Consider the following 18,388-nt stretch of genomic DNA (forward strand, 5'->3'; position numbering starts at 1 on the left):
TATAAAATTTTCATTAATAGTTCCACATGCTTGACTCCTTTTACCTAGTAATAATACTTGCTCCAATGACGTATGACAATCCAACTGAGATCATCATCGCAATAAAACCAACTGCCCGATTATCACGTTCGATCTCTTCGTCAACCTTAAAGCCTGGTGTTAAAAATTCGAACACAAAGTAACTGAATAGCAATAGAAAAAAGCCTAAAACGCCCCAAGCTAGCATCATTAATAGTGAATCCGAATACTCAATGGAATGCCTAAATATATTAGCCACACCAAAAATCTTGCCCCCTGTTGCCAAAGCCACAGCAATGTTGCCATTTTTGATTTCATCCCAGTTTCGATATTTTGTTACCGTCTCAAATATCGTCAAAAATAAAACGAGGGCCAGGAGAGAGACGCTATAGTATGCTGCTGTTCGAATCCATTCATTTTCAAGTAATACATCCATATTATTCGCCTCTTTTATTTCAATTCAACGACCGTATTTCCAAGGCCACCTTCGTTCATGCCGCCATCTCGTTCCCCTTTTACATGAGGATGTTTTTTAAGAAGTTGTTTAACACCTTTACGAAGGGCTCCGCTTCCTTTACCGTGAATAATGGACACTTGATGATAACCTGCTAACAATGCATCATCAATATATTTCTCAACAAGACGCATCGCATCTTCATACCTCTCACCACGTAAATCCAATTCCGCTTTCACATGAGATTCTCCACCTCTTATCATCGCAAGAGGTTTTGTTTCTACTGGTTTGGGACGATCTAGCAGTTGGAGGTCATCTTTTTTCACTTTCATCTTCATGATTCCCATTTGGACTTGGAATTCTTGGTCACTGATCTTTTCTACAACAAAGCCTTTTTGTCCAAAACTAATGACTTTTACTTCATCACCAGGTTGAATGTTTTGCTTTGCTTTTGCCGCATCTTTTTTAATTTTCTTTTGTTTTGACGTTAATTTCGGCGTGGCTTGTTCAAGATGCTTCTTCGCATCAATTATTTGATGCTCCTTTACAGATAGTCCTGCTTTTTGCATCTCTCTTAACTCACCAATGATAAGTTCAGCTTCATCCTTGGCTTCTTGCACCGCTTTTTCTGCCTTTTCCTCCGCTTCTTTGAAGATTCGTTCTTTCTCTCGCTCTAATTGTTCGAGTTGCTTAATCAAATCTTCTCGTAATTGTTCCGCTTCGACGCGAAGGGAGTGAGCTTCTTCTCTTTCTGATTCTGCTGTTATTTGGCTTGTTTCTAGTGAGCTGATCATCTTTTCAATTTGATTTGTTTCACTATCAATTTGTTCCTTCGCTTTTTCTATGACTCGTTCATCTAAACCTAATCTTCTAGAAATCGCAAAAGCATTACTTCGACCAGGAACTCCGATTAAGAGACGATACGTTGGTCTTAACGTCTCTACATTAAATTCAACACTTGCATTTATCGCTCCTTCACGATTGTATGCATAACCTTTTAACTCACTATAGTGGGTTGTCGCTACCACACATGCTCCGCGATTATAAACATCGTCTAAAATTGAAATAGCAAGCGCTGCTCCCTCTGTCGGGTCTGTCCCAGCCCCTAATTCATCAAATAAGACTAAGCTTTGGAAATCGACTTTGTCTAATATATCCACAATGTTCGTCATATGCGAAGAAAACGTACTTAAGCTTTGTTCAATCGATTGTTCGTCACCAATATCCGCAAAAACCTGTTTAAATACAGCTAGCTCTGAATCTTCTTCAACTGGCACATGTAAGCCGGATTGTGCCATGAGCGTTAGTAAGCCAACCGTCTTTAATGTTACCGTTTTTCCTCCTGTATTTGGACCAGTAATAATTAAAGAACGGTATTCTCCACCTAATTCAACATCAATTGGTACAACTTCATCCTCCTCTAATAACGGATGTCTTGCCCTTTTTAGATACATATAGCCGTCTTCATTCAGCTTCGGCTCTGTTGCTTTAATTAGATGAGCATAACGAGCTTTTGCAAAAATAAAATCTAATATGGCAAGGATCGATAAGTTATGCAAAAGGAAATCTGCTATTTCTGCAACTTGGTTTGAAAGCATCGCTAAAATCCGTTCGATTTCCTGCTTTTCTTTGACCTTCGCCTCTCGCAATTGATTATTTAACGTAACGATCGCTTGCGGTTCTATAAATAACGTCGCTCCAGATCCTGATTGATCGTGAACGATTCCTCCAAACGAACTTCTGTATTCCTGTTTCACAGGAATGACAAATCGATCATTTCGAATCGTAACAATAGCATCTGATAACATCTTTTGTGTACTAGAAGACCTTGTAATGCTTTCTAGTTTGGAGCGAACAGCTGATTCATAGCTGCGCACTTGCTGCCTAATCGTTCTTAGTTCATGACTTGCTGAATCAAGAACATTGCCATTATCATCAATACATTGCTTAATTTCACGTTCAACATCAGTTAATGGTTCAATTTGTAATGCGTATTCATACAACAATGGTAGCTCAATTTCCTCTTCTTCCACCATTGTTGTAATAAACTTTTTGAGCCTCCGCCCTCCGTAGATCGTACTAGCAATAGCTATTAATTCATGAGCTGCTAGAGACCCTCCGATTTTTGCTCGTTTCGCGTTTGCAGCAACATCGGTAATTCCACCTAATGGAGCTTGTCCCTTTAACCTTAGAACTTTTGCTCCTTCTGCTGTTTCATGCTGCCACACTCGGACTTCTTCCATTTCCGTTGATGGCTCTAGTTGCTCAATTTTTTGTCTTCCTAACGAAGACGAGACATGATCAAGCAACTGCCTCTTCATTTTTTCAAACTCTAATACCCGTAACACTCGTTCCATTGACGTAACTCCTTCTTAGTCATCAGGATGGTTATTCCATCCTATTTACTTTAATTTAAGAGTCCCTTTTTACAAGAGTCAGGAAGTTGTACTTTTTACCTGTTAAGAAAACCTTGCAGTTTGTTTAATGACCATGTATTGATAACAGATTCTGGCTTTAGCATGGCTTTTCTTGCCACTGCCGTACCGTAAGACATCAGATCAAGCGATTCTTTATTATGAGCATCTGTATTAATAGCTATCGTGACCCCTGCTTCTTCTGCCTTCTTTAACCACTGAGCTGATAAATCTAGTCTATGTGGATTCGCATTTAACTCTAGAGCTGTGTTCGTTTCTTTTGCTAGTTGTATGAGCATTTCGACATCAACATCATAGCCATCACGTCTACCGAGTAAGCGCCCTGTTGGGTGGGCAATTAAATCAACATGCTTACTCTCAAGTGCTGTCTTTAAACGCTTCATAATCAGCTCTCTGTCCTGCTGGAATGATGAATGAATGGCAGCAATAACAAAATCAACTTCAGTTAAGATCTCATCTTCATAATCAAGTGTCCCATCAGGTAAAATATCCATTTCAATTCCTGTTAAAATTGTAAAATCATCGTACTCTTCATTTAATTTTTTAATTTTTGCATGTTGTTCTTTTAATCGTTCGACCGAAAGTCCATTCGCAACACGTAAGTATTTAGAGTGGTCAGTTATCGCAATATAGTCATATCCTTTTGCTCTAGCCACCCTCACCATATCTTCAATTGAGTGAGCACCATCACTCCATGTCGTATGCATATGCAGATCACTTTTTATTTGATCATCAGTAATATAGGGAGCGTCTGCCCTTTCAAGCTCTGCTTTTTCTACTTCACCGTGGTCTTCCCTTGCTTCAGGTGGGATAAATTCAAGTTGAAAATGGTTGAAAAACTCTTCCTCTGTGTCAAATGTTTGAATTTCTCCAGTCTCAAGGTTTTCGACCCCGTATTCACTAATTCTCTCTCCACGTTGCTTAGCAAGTTGACGCATCTTCACATTATGATTTTTGGATCCTGTAAAATGATGAAGAGTCGTAGCAAACTCCTCTGGCAAAACCAATCTAAAATCAATGGAGATTGGAAATTCATCTGTAATTTCAACGGATACCTTCGTATCACCACTTGCAATCGTCTTACTAATTCCATCAAGACTTAAGAGACTTGCCTTTACTTTCTCTGGTTCCGTAGTCGCGATAATGAAATCAAGGTCCTTCACCGTCTCACTTAGCCTGCGTAAACTTCCAGCACGAGAGAAGCGTAACACCCCATCCATTTTTGCTAGAGCTCGTTCAACTGCTTGTGCAATCGGTAATACTATAGGAAGTGCCAAACGTTCCGGACGGGTACTTGCCTCTTCAATAGCAAGTAAAATCTTTTCTTCTGTTTTCTTTCCAAATCCAGCAAGCTGTTGAACTTTTTTCTCTTCACATACTTGCTTCAATGTATCAATACAAACAACATTGAGTTCCTTGTACAATTTTCCGACCTTTTTTCCGCCTAACCCAGGAAGCTTCAGTAGTGGCAACAAACCAGAAGGAACCTCTTCTTGTAATTGTTTTAGCAAGGAACATTCCCCTGTGTTTTTTAATTCAGTAATCACTTCAGCTGTCCCTTTTCCAATGCCATTAAGAGAGGCTGGATTGTCTATTTCATCTAACGTGCGCTCATCCGATTCTAAGGCAAGCGCCGCTTTTTTGTAAGCTGATATTTTAAAGGGGTTATCTCCTTTAATTTCTAAATAAGTCGCAATGGTCTCTAAGTAGCCAATGACATCTTTTTTGTTCATCTACATCTACCCTTTCTTCTATCCTCCATCATACCGATAATGAGCATAGAAAATCAACGCATGTACTCAAGAAAAGGACACTTACGCGGCTTTCGTCTGTTATCTTTTAAAAAAGGCTGTTACCGTAAAGGTTGTTGCCGTAAAGATAAATTTTTCTCTTAGTAAATTGGAGCGGAAGTCACTCGACACCTGCGGGATGTAGAGTAAGGGAGAGACCCCACAGCCGAGGAGGCTCGGCACCGCCTTGATAGAGCTCAGATGGAACGAACATGTGAGGAACACTTCACCCATAAAAACAACACAGTATGCGAAAACAGCCTTTAAAAAAGAGGACACTAGCAAGGGCTGTTTCACCTTTTTTAGTGTCCTCTAACAACGATTTTTTGCAAAATCCCTATCCTTATAGTTGATTATTAATCCAAAGTTCTTTTAACCAATCTGAAAGAAAAGGAGTATGATTAAGCATAAGTTGAACAACAATAGAACGTTGTATGATGTCCTGAACCACTTCAATTGGTAATAATGCGACAACAAATAAAACAACAAACAAAATAAGATACGTCTCTATGAAACAAAGGATTCCTCCCAATAACTGATTAATAGAACGTAAAATCGGTAAATGCGCAAGAAAATCTAACATCGATCCTAACAAATGCAGGACAATCTTTGTACCAAAGAATAAAATGGCAAAAGCAATCCCCGAATAATAAACACTCTCCGCATCAAACGTATTAATAATCATTCCTACAGTACTATCAGATGAAAACTGTGGATATGGAACCCATAACCGAATGTACGTCGCAAACTCTCCAAAATATGTATAGGCGACAACAATAGCTACGACAAAGCTAATTAAATGTATGATTTGGAGAATGAAACCTCTTCTTCTACCAATAAAGAAACTACAAAATAAGATAAATAGAATGAGAAAGCTAATCATGTTAATCGTCTCCTGTCGATCTTTCTTCGTTGACTTTTTCGTTTAACATTTCATTTTCCTTTTTTAATTTCATGTAATCATCAACAATATTTACAGCTGTTAATACTGCTAAACGAGTTGTATCAAGATATGGATTACGTTTTTTTATTTCTCTCATTTTCTGATCCACTATATGGGCGACATCTTTTACATATGTCGGAGGCTCTTCACCGACGACTGTGTACTGTTGACCATATATTGAAACAGTTATCCGTTGCTTTTTCTTTTGCTCTGCCACGGAAAAGCCTCCTATCTATCAGTAAAATGCAATGTTGAAATTTAGCCATAAAAATACCATCTTCTATCATAACATGAAGGTCCTTTTAAGGAAATACAGTGTTGCAAAAAATATGATGATTTTAGTCATTTTTCGCTCTATTATCCTAAAAGTATACATATTACAAACAGAACTAAGTTATTCCTTCCATTACGTATATGAAAAGGCTGTTGAGCATCATATACTCAACAGCCTCAATTTTAAGCCCGTAATGTAGCTCCTACATGTTCTTCAAGCATTTTTAATACTTCTGTATGAGCTTTCGTTACTTCTTCATCTGTTAATGTTCTCTCAGGGTCAAGATATGTTAATGAGAAAGCTAGTGACTTTTTCCCTTCTTCCATATGCTCACCTTCATATAAATCAAAGAGTCGAACATCATGTAACAACTCTGTGCCAGCCCAACGAATGACCGCTTCTACTTCTCCAGCTGAACGATGCGTATCTACCACAAGGGCGATATCACGCACCATTGCTGGGAAACGCGGCAATGATTTGTAAACAACTGACGATGTTTGAGTCATTAGCAACGCTTCAAGTTCAAGTTCATAGACATACGTTTCTTTTAACCCTAATTCCTTTTGCAAGGCTGGATGTACTTGGCCTACAAAACCAATCTGTTTTCCGTTCAATTTAACAATCGCCGTACGCCCTGGATGCAAGTCAGAAAGTTTTGCTTGTTCAAAGACAACTTCCTCTGAAACACCTAACTGGTCAAACATACTTTCCAGAATGCCTTTTACGACAAAGAAATCTACTGCTTTCTTTTCGCCTTGCCAGCTATGTTCATGCCAAAGTCCCGTTAACGCACCTGCTACCATTTCACGTTCAGTTGGTTGTTTCGTTAACACCTCTTCATTCGTTAAAAAGATTGAACCAATTTCAAAGACATGGACATCGTGATTCTTCCGGTTTACGTTATAACTTAGAACATCAAATAAGTGTGGAATCAGACTCGTACGCATTGTACTACGATCCTCACTCATCGGCATGGCTAATCGTACTGGAGATGTTTGAGTCGTTTCAAAAGCAAACCCTTTTGCCTTTTCAGGACTGGTTAATGAATACGTTATTACTTGAGATAATCCCGAACGCTCTAGTACGCGACGAACATGGCGTCTCTTCTTCTGATAGTCTGTAAGAGCTCCTTGAGTGGTCGCACCAATTGGAAGTGTTGTCGGGATATGATCATATCCATATAACCTTGCAACTTCCTCCATTAAGTCTTCTTCAATTTGAATATCAGCACGACGCGAAGGAATCGTCACATGTAAGACGTTGCCATCTTGTTCGTACGTAAATCCTAATCGAGTCATAAACGAAGCAGCTTCCTCTATCGTAACATTCATTCCTAAACGATTGTTCACTCTCTCTAGGTCTAATCGAACTGTTGCCATATCATATGAAAGAAGGTCTTTTTCAACGACACCTGATACAATTGTTCCTCCCGTTAGCTCTGCAATAAGAGATGCTGCTCTTCTGCCGGCTGCGAGGACTCGGTCTTGATCCACACCCTTTTCATACCTTGTACTTGCATCACTTCTTAAGCCTAAATCTCTTGATGCTTTACGGATGGTTGCACCTTTAAAATAAGCAGCCTCTAACAGAACGGTGGTCGTACCCTCATGAACCTCAGAGGTTGCCCCGCCCATCACACCAGCAATCGCAACAGGCTCCTTGCCATTTGTGATAACAAGATGATCGCTTGTCAGCGTCCTTTCTTGATCATCTAATGTGACGATTTTTTCTCCATCATGTGCCAGACGAACTAGGACTTCTTTGGACCCAAAGCGGTCATAGTCAAATGCATGCAATGGTTGACCGTATTCAAGCAACACATAGTTCGTTACATCAACAACATTACTAATCGGGCGAATCCCAGCTGCCATTAGACGATTTTGCAGCCAAAGTGGAGAAGTTCCGACTTTTACATCTTTAATCAATATTGCTCCGTAATATGGGTTATCTTCTGTAGCTTCAACTTTTACATCAATATAATCAGTAGCCGATTCGTCATTTGTGACCACGTCAATCGTTGGAAGCGTTACTTCACGCTCGTATAGTGCTCCAACTTCATAAGCAACGCCTAGCATATTTAAGCAATCTGAACGATTTGGAGTTAAATCTAATTCTAATACTGTATCGTCCAAATTAAGGGCAGCAAGAGCATCACTACCAACTTCAACTTGATCTTGGAAAACATAGATTCCTTCAGAGTATTCCTTTTGAACAAGCTTCCCATCGATGCCTAGCTCTTGCAAGGAACAAATCATTCCTTGTGATACTTCTCCACGTAGTTTTGCTTTTTTAATTTTAAAATTACCTGGAAGAACCGCTCCTACCTTTGCAACAGCAACATGCTGACCAGCTCCGACATTTTTTGCGCCACATACAATTTGGACAAGCTCCTCTTCCCCAATGTCAACTTGACAAACATTCAATTTATCAGCGTTTGGATGTTGTTCACATTCCTTTACATAGCCAACCACTACACCCGAAATCCCTTTATTTAACTCGTGAACGAAATCAATTTCAATTCCACCACGCGTCATTTTTTCTGCAATCTCATTCGCCGAAAGATCTTTCACATCTATATAATCTTGTAACCATTTATAAGAGACTAACATATTTTTTCCTCCTTACACCCGTTTGAACTGCGCTAGAAAACGTATATCGTTCGTATAAAAATGACGAATGTCATCAATGTCATATTTAAGCATGGCTAAGCGTTCAACACCCATTCCAAAGGCAAATCCGCTATATTTGGTTGAGTCAAATCCACTCATTTCTAACACGCGTGGATGAACCATTCCCGCTCCTAGTACTTCAATCCAACCAGATTGCTTACAAACACGGCAACCTTTTCCGCCGCACATTCCACAAGAAACATCTACTTCTACAGAAGGCTCTGTGAATGGGAAGAAACTTGGACGTAAACGGATTTGTCGATCTTCTCCAAAGAAAGATTTGGCAAATTGTTCTAATACCCCTTTTAAATCACTCATGCGTACATTTTCATCAACAAACAATCCTTCAATTTGCATAAATTGATGTGAATGAGTCGCATCATCATCATCGCGGCGGAATACTTTTCCTGGACAGATGACTTTTACAGGGCCTTTTCCTTTATGTAATTCCATTGTTCTCGCTTGTACAGGAGACGTATGTGTTCTCAGCAACAACTCTTCAGTAAAATAAAAGGAGTCTTGCATATCTCGTGCTGGATGGTCTTTTGGTAAGTTTAATGCTTCGAAATTATAGTAATCGACTTCGACTTCTGGACCTTCTGCAACTGAGAAGCCAAGCCCTAAAAACGCCTCTTCTACTTCCTCAACGACTTGAGTTAATGGATGCGTAGAACCACCTTGAACTGGACGTCCAGGTAACGTCACATCAATACTCTCGTTCGCAAGTTGTTTTTCAATAGCAGCTGCTTCTAGTTCCTTTTCTTTCAGCTCCACTTGCACTTTAATCGCATCTCGTACATCATTAGCCATTTGACCAATAACCGGACGCTCTTCGGCAGAAAGTTTGCCCATTCCACGTAAAACCTCAGTAATTGGACCTTTTTTCCCTAAATAAGCCACTCTCACATCTTGCAATGCTTTTACATCCTTGGCAACAGCGACCTTTGCCAACGCCTCATCACGCAAGGCTTCTAAACGTTCACGCATAATTTTTCCTCCTTAAGATAGCCATATAACGTATGGGGCAACCTCCATTACGAAATATTGCCCAAAATAAAAAGCCTTCGCTCCCGCAAAAGGGACGAAGACTCGTGGTACCACCCTTATTAATGAAGGGATTTCTCCCTCCATTATCTTCATTGCTCTAACGGTCGAAACCGGGATCACCTTCACAAGAAAGACTTGTGGTCCAGTGCCTGCTCCAGAGCGAATTCGGCTTTTCCTTCCATAAAGATGCTTTCAGTCTAAGGCACCTTCTCCCTGAATGGTGGTTAAAAACGTACTACTCTCTTTCTTAGCATTTCAAAAAATATTATTGATTTATTTATTATAGTGAATATAGTTTCTTCATGCAACCATCTTTGCCATTATCCCCTTAAATAATACAGCAAGATTCCTGCTGCCACAGAGACATTTAGTGATTCGGCTTGTCCATGAATCGGAATGTAAATGTTCTGATCGGCTTTTTCTAATAATGCTTGCGATACACCTTCTCCTTCATTTCCCATGATAAGAGCAAAGTGAGATTGTGGTTCAATAGCCGAATAGGAGCTTGCATCACTTAAGGATGTTCCAAAAACGGGGATAGAAGAATCTTTAAGCGCGTCAACCCATGTTTCTAAATTCCCTTTAATAACTGGAAGGTGAAAGATCGATCCTTGGGTTGCACGGATCACTTTGCTGTTAAAAACATCCACACTTCCCTCGCCAAGAATTACTCCCGTCAACCCCGCAGCATCCGCCGTTCGAATCATGGTTCCAAGATTACCCGGGTCTTGTATACGATCTAATAATAAATATTGCCCCGATAACTTGTCCACCTTAGGTTCAGTTGGAATCACACAAACAGCGGCAATCCCTTGTGGCGTTTCTGTTTCTGATAGTTCTTTCATTACAGGATCACTTACAATGATGACATCCTGGTCCTGCATGGATAACGATGAAGGTAAAACGGCATCCTCTGTCATTAAAATGTATTCTACAGCCATTTCAGCTTTTACCGCTTCCCAGACAAGATGGTATCCTTCTACGAGAAAACGACCGGCTGTCTCTCTTCCTTTTTTTGTATGTAGTTTCTTCCAACGTTTTACATGGTCATTTTTTACTGAATCAATTCGCTTCATGCTCTACTCCTTTAAAACTTCTTTCTCATTTCATCCATCATACCCATTTTTTTCGTTATAATCCAGTCCATGCTGATACATACTACAAATAGATTTAACCATACTTACTAAAAAAGGAGTGCTAAAGATGAGCTTTAACTTACGTGGTGCTATCATGGCAAACATTCAAGGAAATTCACAAGATGAGGTAGAAGCAGTCATTGTCGACGCTGTTCAACGCGGCGAAGAAAAAATGCTTCCAGGTTTAGGTGTAATGATGGAAGTATTTTGGAAAAACGCAAGCGAGCAACAAAAAGACGACGTATGTCAACAAATTAGCCAAGGATTACAATAGAGATAAAGAGGTTGCTCATGCTTTTAGCTTGAGCAACCTCTTTTCAATTACTGTAACGATTGTTTAAGAAAACGTAATTTTGTCAACCGTGTCTTTATCAAGCTTTTTAATCACTTCAACAATAAGTTTCACTGCATTCTCATAATCATCACGATGGAGGATAGCAGCATGGGTATGAATATAACGTGTCGCTACTGTAATGGACAAAGCAGGAACTCCGTTTGCCGTTAAGTGAATCGCACCTGAATCGGTTCCACCGCCAGCCATTGCATCAAATTGATAAGGAATGTTGTGTTCATCCGCTGTATCTGTCACAAAGTCACGTAAGCCTTTGTGAGAAATCATTGATGCATCGTACAAGACGATTTGAGGGCCTTCACCCATCTTGGCTAGTGCTTCTTTCTCTGTTACACCCGGTGTATCTCCAGCTATCCCTACATCGACACCAAAGCCGATATCAGGCTGGATTAAATGAGCGGATGTACGAGCACCACGAAGACCAACTTCTTCTTGCACGGTCCCTACTCCATAAACGACATTCGGGTGGTTTTCCCCTTGTAAACCGCGAAGTACATCAATTGCAATCGCACAACCAATTCGGTTATCCCACGCTTTAGCCATTAAAAGCTTTTCATTTTTCATGACCGTAAATTCACAAACAGGAACGACTGAATCGCCTGGGCGCACACCAAATTCCATTGCTTCTTCTTTGCTTGTTGCACCAATATCAATAAACATGTCTTTTTTATCAACTGGTTTCTTTCTTGCTTCAGGAGCAAGAATGTGTGGAGGTTTTGAACCGATTACGCCTGGAACATTGCCTTTGTTTGTCATAACTGTAACACGTTGAGCTAGCATCACTTGTTCCCACCAGCCTCCAACTGTTTGAAAACGAAGAAAGCCCTTCTCATCAATGCTCGTTACCATAAAGCCAATTTCATCAAGATGCCCGGCAACCATAATTTTCGGTCCTTCGGCATTTCCTGTTTTCTTAGCAACAAGACTTCCAAGTTTATCTGTTGTTACTTCATCAGCAAATGGACTGATGTACTTTTTCATCATTTCACGCGCTTCTCGCTCATTGCCCGGAACTCCATTTGCATCCGTTAAATCTTTTAACATTTGTAATCGTTCATCAAGATTTGTCATTATGTATAACCTCCTCATATCATTACATTCAGTATACAGAAAACAATTTCGCTACTCAAATGAAATCAATAACTACGAAATATTAAGAGCTAATAGCGACAATCTAATACCCATTATCTTGCCTTTGGTGATTTACTTTGTTTTTTTCTAAATAAGCTTTCTCTATTTCTTCCATTGAAAACCCAAGCTGTTGACCTAGTGTAAAAAATTCATCTACTAATAGTTGAAACGCTTCTTGTGAGGGAGCCGTATCTAACTCTAGAGCTTGTTTTATAATAAGTAGAAACTGTTCAGTAGTATGTCTGACTTGTGGGTATTCTTCTTTCACTGTAATCGACGTAAAATTTAATGATAAACCTAGTGTTAACACAAAATGTAATCCGTCTACATATTCTTCCAAAATGACCGCACGTTTTGAAGCTGCCTTTTTGCTCCAATATTTAAAGCATCTCGTTTCATTGGCTAGTTCGCCAATTTCTACGGTGAAAGCTAGCAGTTGATCTTTAAACAAATGATAGTCAAACAAATCATGTTCTTGAATAATGCGATCGTTTAATTCTTTTTGAATGGCAAATAAATTATGAATTTCCATGACAATCCTCCAATCCAATTAATTATAACAATTTTTTAAAAAACACGTAACCAAAGTCCAAGTGATTCGTATTACACAATAGAAGCTTTACTTTCTTGATAAACCTATGTCAAAATCAAAATACATTCCTATGATTTGCACCTCATAAGGAGGAGACGATTTTATGGTAATTTTATTCCGTTTGTTGTTAATAATTGCATTGTTTGTACTTGCGTATAGCGCATTTAAGTACTTATTTCACCCACGCAGAAAACTAGAACAAGCACATGAGCGTAAACAATATTTCTTTTATGATGACAACAAAGATGTCCGCAAAAATTTTCTTATCACATACAAAGGCGTCATGTTTGAAGGGGAAAAATATCTTGGAACAACAGAGCAGTCTTTTGAAATTATCTCTATTTATGTATGGGCAAAACAACCGGACCAGCTTACAGGACTGAACAAAGAAGACTTCCAGTTTATTTCTGACGATATTCATTTACGTTATCCAAATGCAAAAGTGGAATGGAAGAGCCCGATTAAAGAGCTTTTACGGAAATAAAAGAACAACCGGTTCCCAAACCCAAGTGGATCTACTTTTCTCACGCACAGAGCTTCAATTTCTTGCTTTGAAACCCATGGAGGGCTGTTTCTCCCACGTACGGGCTTCAACCTCTTGCTTTGAAACCCGTGTCAGGCTGTTTCTCTCGCGTACGGCTTCAATCTCTTGCTTTGAAACCCGTGTCAGGCTGTTTCTCTCGCGTACGGGCTTCAATCTCTTGCTTTGAAACCCGTGGCGGGCTGTTTCTCTCGCGTACGGGCTTCAACAAACATGAAGCGTTAGCCTTACTTCCCTACAAAACAAAAATTGCTTAAGGCACAGAAAAAGAAGAACCTTCTTTTTCTGTGCCTCTTTTTAATAGACCCTTTTCTTCTTTAATTAATCACGCATCTACCTTACCTGTTGACCAACTCCACTTTTTTGTGTTATTGCTTAGACGTTGAAAAGAAGTCGTCCCATTTAATATTCGTTCGTTTTTTACGGAAAAATAAAAACAAAACCGCTAAAAATGAAGCAAAGATCAATGTGCCAGCTAAAGGGAGTTCATGGATCATATCTCCAAAGGCCGTATAGACAACAGCTGGTGGGATACTTACGAAAAAAGAGTATTTCGTGTATTCTTTTAGATTTTTGGTTGATTCAATCAAATATAATGAGACTAAATGAAAGTGAATAAATGGCATCAACCTCATAATCATCATTTGGACAATCGTTAACTGATGCTTCTCTTTCAAAAATCTTTTTTTCAACTTCGTCAGTTTCTCTCTCATGCTTGGAAAAATATGAATAAGACCATAGAAAACAACACTAACAGCCGTCAGCCCAAGTATAGAATAAATAGACCCATAAACGGTCCCAAACAAATAACCACCAAGCAGACACACAAGTAAGACAGGAATAAAAAAGACTTGTCTAAACACATGGAGTAAGACGAAAAATAGCGGAGCAAACCAACCACTTTGTTCTATAAATTGAAATGAACGTTCTAAAAACTCCTCCATCATTAGTCCCCCTCTCTCTAATCTATGCTGAGACCTTAAATAAGATGAAAACTAGTACAGAAATTTGGGTCAGGATGATGATGGGAATTCCATAGACAAAGTTTTTATGCCTCGTTTTATGACGAAATCTCTTCATTCCTGCATAAATGCCAACACTTCCGCCAATAAACGCTAAGCAAAACAATGTTTTCTCAGGCACTCTTCTTTGACGGTTTTTAGCTTTGGCCTTGTCCATGCCCATTATAACAAATGCGAGGAAATTAACGAAAAGGAAATAAATCGTTATGATCATGTTCGGTCGGCCCCCTATCTTTAAAACCTATTTGAGCCTAACATACTTTCTAGTTCTACGCCCCTAAAACTAGAAATTTAGACAAATAAAAAACGCGACTATTCAGCCGCGTTTTTTCTAATCTTATGCATTAAGGCTTGCTTTTGCCTTTTCAGCAAGTTGTGCAAATGACTTTTCGTCAGTAACAGCAAGTTCAGCAAGCATTTTACGATTAACATTGATATCAGCAAGCTTTAAACCGTGCATGAAACGGCTATAAGAAAGACCGTTCATACGAGCAGCTGCATTGATACGAGTAATCCATAGCTTACGGAAGTCGCGTTTCTTGTTGCGACGATCGCGGTAAGCATAAAGTAAAGACTTCATTACCTGTCCTTGCGCTGATTTAAATAATGTATGTTTAGAACCGTAATATCCTTTAGCTAACTTTAATACCTTTTTACGACGACGACGAGCGACATAACCGCCTTTTACTCTTGGCATCGAAGTTCCCTCCTTTTTCTAAAAAACGAAATCAATTATTTTTTGTACGTTAACATTTCACGAATACGTTTGAAGTCACCAGAATGTACCATTCCAGCTTTGCGTAATTTACGCTTTTGCTTTTGTGACTTGTTACCGAATAAGTGACTAGTGAATGCGTGTGAACGCTTAAGCTTCCCAGATCCAGTCTTTTTGAAACGCTTAGCTGCTCCACGGTGAGTTTTCATTTTTGGCATAACTCAGGTCCTCCCTTAATCTTGTTCAGCAAAGAATTACTTTTCAGTTTTAGGGGCCATGATTAAGAACATACTGCGTCCTTCCATCTTAGGCATTGATTCAACTGTTGCAATATCTTCACATTCTTTTGCAAGACGCTCTAATACTTTCCGTCCAATTTGAGAATGAGTAATGGCACGTCCACGGAAGCGGATCGCTGCTTTTACTTTATCTCCTTTTTCAAGGAATTTTCGAGCATTACGAAGCTTCGTATTAAAGTCGTTATCTTCAATCGTCGGGCTCAATCGAACCTCTTTCACGTTGATAACCTTTTGTTTCTTACGAGCTTCCTTATCTTTCTTTTGTTGCTCATAACGGAATTTTCCGTAGTCCATGATTCGACATACAGGTGGTTTCGCATTCGGAGCTACACAAACTAAATCAAGATTGACATTTTGAGCCATGTCTAGTGCTTCTTGTTTTGACTTTACACCGACTTGATCACCGTTTGCTCCAATAAGACGTACTTCACGTGCACGAATCCCTTCATTGACCAACATGTCTTTACTAATAATGAGCCACCTCCAAAGGATTTTAACGAATCAAAGCAAGGGTTGCATGGATCTTGTGGTCCAATGCACCTTCATTCAAGTACAAAAAAAGTGTAGGCGCACTACGCCCACACTTCGTCCATTCATAGAAATGAAACTGTTCATACCTGTAAACTGCTTACGCGTCAATCAGGTGAGAAGCGGGCGCTTCTGCTTGCTTTGTTTCCAATGTTAAATTGTTTACTCAATGACTATAACATACCCATCGAATCACGTCAACTCTTTGGCGGCCGACTTAATTATTCTACCTCCTGAAATAGAAGAATGCAAGAGAATATTGCAAAAGGGTGATTTTCCCTTTTGCAATATTCTCGATGCGATAAGCGCAGCCGCCGTTATCTTTTAAGCCTTTTAGGAGCGGTTTTCTCCTAAAAGGCGCACGGCGCGCGGAGCCATCGCAAACTTGGGCGCTCTCTTTATGTATAAGCGCACTTTTCCTTTGCAATATTCTCTTCTACTTCCTAGCCTCTACCTTCATCTGCTCTACAAACTCCTCCAAAGAAGTCGATGCAGAATCTTGCTCTCCATACTTACGAATGTTCACCGCTTTTGCTTCCATTTCCTTATCACCTAAAACAAGCATATAAGGAATTTTTTGCATTTGTGCTTCACGGATCTTGTATCCTAACTTTTCATCACGCTCATCAATTTCTACTCGAACTCCAACCGCTTGAAGCTCTTCTTGTACCTTCTTCGCATAATCAAGATGAACATCATTAGATACAGGAATGATTTGTGTTTGAACGGGAGCTAACCAAGTCGGGAATGCCCCTTTGTACTCTTCAAGTAAGAACGCAACAAAACGCTCCATTGTTGATACAACCCCACGGTGAACAACAACTGGACGATGTTGCTGTCCATCTTCTCCAACATAAGTTAAATCAAAACGCTCCGGTAATAAGAAGTCTAACTGAACCGTTGACAATGTTTCTTCTTTTCCAAGTGCTGTTTTCACTTGAACATCAAGCTTCGGACCATAGAATGCCGCTTCTCCTTCTGCTTCGAAGTACTCAATTCCTTCAAGCTCATTCATCGCATCTTTTAGCATGCTTTGTGCTTTGTTCCACATCTCATCATCATCAAAATATTTTTCCGTATCTTCTGGGTCACGATACGAAAGACGGAATTTATATTTATCAATACCGAAGTCTTTGTAAACTTCTTGAATAAGGCGTACAACACGTAAAAACTCTTCTTTAATTTGATCCGGACGACAGAAGATGTGTGCATCATTTAACGTCATTCCACGGACACGCTGAAGTCCGGAAACAGCACCAGACATTTCATAACGATGCATCATCCCTAGTTCAGCAATACGAAGGGGCAGTTGGCGGTAACTTCTCATCTCCTGCTTGTACACCATCATATGATGAGGGCAGTTCATCGGACGCAAGACAAACTCTTCATTATCGCGTTCCATAACTGGGAACATATCATCTTTATAATGATCCCAGTGTCCAGAAGTTTTATAAAGCTCAGAGCTTCCTAAAATCGGTGTGTAGACGTGCTGATAACCAAGTCGTTCTTCTTTATCCACGATGTAACGTTCAATGATGCGACGAACCGTTGCCCCTTTAGGTAACCATAGTGGCAAACCTTGTCCTACTTTTTGTGATAATGCAAAGATTCCAAGCTCTTTTCCTAGTTTACGGTGATCGCGTTCTTTCGCTTCTTCAAGCAAGCGAAGGTGTTCTTTCAAGTCCTCTTTGTTAAAGAACGCTGTTCCGTAAATCCGCTGAAGCATTTTGTTTTTGCTATCGCCACGCCAATAAGCACCCGCTAAGCTTAAAAGCTTAAATTCTTTAATTTTATTTGTTGATGGGATGTGTATTCCGCGACAAAGATCAAAGAATTCACCTTGCTCATAAATCGTTAGCATTTCCCCTTCAGGAATCGCTTCAATGAGCTCTAACTTGTACTCATCACCGATTTCTTTGTATTTTTGAATGGCTTCTTCTCGTGTTACTTCAATCCGTTTCACTTCAAGATTTTCTGAGATAATACGCTTCATTTCCTTTTCAATCTTTGGAAGATCTTCAGGTGTTAGTGATTCCTCTGAATCAATATCATAATAGAACCCGCCTTCAATGACAGGGCCAACACCTAATTTCACGTCTTTGTATAGACGTTTGATTGCTTGAGCCATAACATGAGCTGTACTATGACGAACGATTTCTAATGCCTCATCAGAATCAGGTGTCACAATAGCGATCTCACCATCCTCTGTAATAGGCGTACGTAAATCAATCAAAGTATCATTTAATTTTCCAGCAAGTGCCTTCTTTTTTAAGCCAGGACTAATCGATGCTGCAATATCTTCTGTTGTCGTTCCACTTGGAAACTCCTTGATGGCACCATCTGGAAACGTAATTTTAACTTCAGCCATACTTGTCCACTCCTTCTAATCTGAATAAAATAAAAAAACACCCATCCCTCCATACAGAAGGGACGAGTGTAGTT

18 protein-coding genes and 2 other annotated features are annotated in these 18,388 nt (G+C 39.6%); of the genes, 2 read left to right on the forward strand and 16 right to left on the reverse strand.

Going from position 1 to position 18,388, the window contains the following annotated elements; genetic code table 11:
• Positions 1–40: 40 nt before the first annotated feature.
• The 8 genes from LQ50_RS05975 to LQ50_RS06010 all read right to left on the reverse strand — a co-directional run bounded on the left by LQ50_RS05975 (position 41) and on the right by LQ50_RS06010 (position 10,706).
• Positions 41–454 (reverse strand): DUF350 domain-containing protein, encoded by a 414-nt coding sequence (locus LQ50_RS05975; RefSeq protein WP_034627076.1) that lies wholly within the window; start codon positions 452–454, stop codon positions 41–43.
• A 14-nt stretch (positions 455–468) separates the two neighbouring features.
• Positions 469–2,829 (reverse strand): endonuclease MutS2, encoded by a 2,361-nt coding sequence (locus LQ50_RS05980; RefSeq protein WP_034627077.1) that lies wholly within the window; start codon positions 2,827–2,829, stop codon positions 469–471.
• Positions 2,830–2,924: 95 nt separating this feature from the next.
• Positions 2,925–4,640 carry a DNA polymerase/3'-5' exonuclease PolX gene (gene polX / locus LQ50_RS05985; RefSeq protein WP_034627078.1) on the reverse strand — a complete coding sequence of 572 codons (1,716 nt, stop codon included), beginning with the start codon at positions 4,638–4,640 and terminating at the stop codon, positions 2,925–2,927.
• 400 nt (positions 4,641–5,040) lie between these two features.
• Positions 5,041–5,580 (reverse strand): CvpA family protein, encoded by a 540-nt coding sequence (locus tag LQ50_RS05990; RefSeq protein ID WP_034627079.1) that lies wholly within the window; start codon positions 5,578–5,580, stop codon positions 5,041–5,043.
• A gap of 1 nt (position 5,581) precedes the next feature.
• Positions 5,582–5,857, reverse strand: coding sequence for a cell division protein ZapA (zapA, locus tag LQ50_RS05995; RefSeq protein WP_034627082.1), 276 nt, complete (start codon positions 5,855–5,857; stop codon positions 5,582–5,584).
• Between the two features lie 239 nt (positions 5,858–6,096).
• Positions 6,097–8,523, reverse strand: coding sequence for a phenylalanine--tRNA ligase subunit beta (gene pheT, locus LQ50_RS06000; protein ID WP_034627084.1), 2,427 nt, complete (start codon positions 8,521–8,523; stop codon positions 6,097–6,099).
• Positions 8,524–8,535: 12 nt separating this feature from the next.
• The gene (gene pheS, locus LQ50_RS06005) at positions 8,536–9,570 is read right to left on the reverse strand and encodes a phenylalanine--tRNA ligase subunit alpha (protein ID WP_034627086.1); all 1,035 of its coding nucleotides are present in this window, start codon (positions 9,568–9,570) and stop codon (positions 8,536–8,538) included.
• 87 nt (positions 9,571–9,657) lie between these two features.
• Positions 9,658–9,888: a binding site (T-box leader), on the reverse strand.
• Between the two features lie 62 nt (positions 9,889–9,950).
• On the reverse strand, positions 9,951–10,706 hold the full coding sequence (locus tag LQ50_RS06010; protein ID WP_034627089.1) for a TrmH family RNA methyltransferase: 756 nt from the start codon (positions 10,704–10,706) through the stop codon (positions 9,951–9,953).
• Between the two features lie 127 nt (positions 10,707–10,833).
• Here LQ50_RS06010 and sspI point away from each other — a divergent pair, with 127 nt between their 5' ends.
• Complete coding sequence (gene sspI / locus LQ50_RS06015; RefSeq protein WP_034627091.1) at positions 10,834–11,040, forward strand: small acid-soluble spore protein SspI; 207 nt, start codon at positions 10,834–10,836, stop codon at positions 11,038–11,040.
• Positions 11,041–11,103: 63 nt separating this feature from the next.
• On the opposite strand, the gene LQ50_RS06020 is transcribed toward sspI, so the two are convergent.
• Together LQ50_RS06020 and LQ50_RS06025 are read right to left on the reverse strand one after the other, a co-directional pair.
• Positions 11,104–12,189, reverse strand: a complete 1,086-nt coding sequence (locus LQ50_RS06020) for a M42 family metallopeptidase (protein ID WP_034627094.1) — start codon at positions 12,187–12,189, stop codon at positions 11,104–11,106.
• 103 nt (positions 12,190–12,292) lie between these two features.
• Positions 12,293–12,781, reverse strand: a complete 489-nt coding sequence (locus tag LQ50_RS06025; protein ID WP_034627097.1) for a dUTP diphosphatase — start codon at positions 12,779–12,781, stop codon at positions 12,293–12,295.
• A gap of 163 nt (positions 12,782–12,944) precedes the next feature.
• Between LQ50_RS06025 and LQ50_RS06030 the strand changes: the two genes are divergently transcribed.
• Complete coding sequence (locus LQ50_RS06030) at positions 12,945–13,325, forward strand: hypothetical protein (protein WP_034627098.1); 381 nt, start codon at positions 12,945–12,947, stop codon at positions 13,323–13,325.
• A 425-nt stretch (positions 13,326–13,750) separates the two neighbouring features.
• Here LQ50_RS06030 and LQ50_RS06035 read toward each other — a convergent pair whose 3' ends face one another.
• The 6 genes from LQ50_RS06035 to thrS all read right to left on the reverse strand — a co-directional run bounded on the left by LQ50_RS06035 (position 13,751) and on the right by thrS (position 18,314).
• Positions 13,751–14,326 carry a TVP38/TMEM64 family protein gene (locus LQ50_RS06035; protein WP_034627101.1) on the reverse strand — a complete coding sequence of 192 codons (576 nt, stop codon included), beginning with the start codon at positions 14,324–14,326 and terminating at the stop codon, positions 13,751–13,753.
• 22 nt (positions 14,327–14,348) lie between these two features.
• Positions 14,349–14,618, reverse strand: coding sequence for a DUF1294 domain-containing protein (locus tag LQ50_RS06040; protein WP_034627104.1), 270 nt, complete (start codon positions 14,616–14,618; stop codon positions 14,349–14,351).
• Between the two features lie 123 nt (positions 14,619–14,741).
• Entirely contained in the window at positions 14,742–15,101 is a 360-nt protein-coding gene (gene rplT, locus LQ50_RS06045) for a 50S ribosomal protein L20 (protein WP_034627110.1), read from the reverse strand.
• A 35-nt stretch (positions 15,102–15,136) separates the two neighbouring features.
• Positions 15,137–15,337, reverse strand: coding sequence for a 50S ribosomal protein L35 (gene rpmI, locus LQ50_RS06050; protein WP_034627113.1), 201 nt, complete (start codon positions 15,335–15,337; stop codon positions 15,137–15,139).
• A 36-nt stretch (positions 15,338–15,373) separates the two neighbouring features.
• Positions 15,374–15,877 (reverse strand): translation initiation factor IF-3, encoded by a 504-nt coding sequence (infC, locus tag LQ50_RS06055; protein ID WP_034627116.1) that lies wholly within the window; start codon positions 15,875–15,877, stop codon positions 15,374–15,376.
• Positions 15,878–15,967: 90 nt separating this feature from the next.
• Positions 15,968–16,090, reverse strand: a sequence feature (ribosomal protein L20 leader region).
• A gap of 292 nt (positions 16,091–16,382) precedes the next feature.
• Positions 16,383–18,314, reverse strand: a complete 1,932-nt coding sequence (gene thrS, locus LQ50_RS06060) for a threonine--tRNA ligase (RefSeq protein WP_034627121.1) — start codon at positions 18,312–18,314, stop codon at positions 16,383–16,385.
• Positions 18,315–18,388: the final 74 nt, after the last annotated feature.

The sequence above is a fragment of the Halalkalibacter okhensis genome (assembly GCF_000787375.1).
GTDB lineage: Bacteria > Bacillota > Bacilli > Bacillales > Bacillaceae_D > Halalkalibacter > Halalkalibacter okhensis.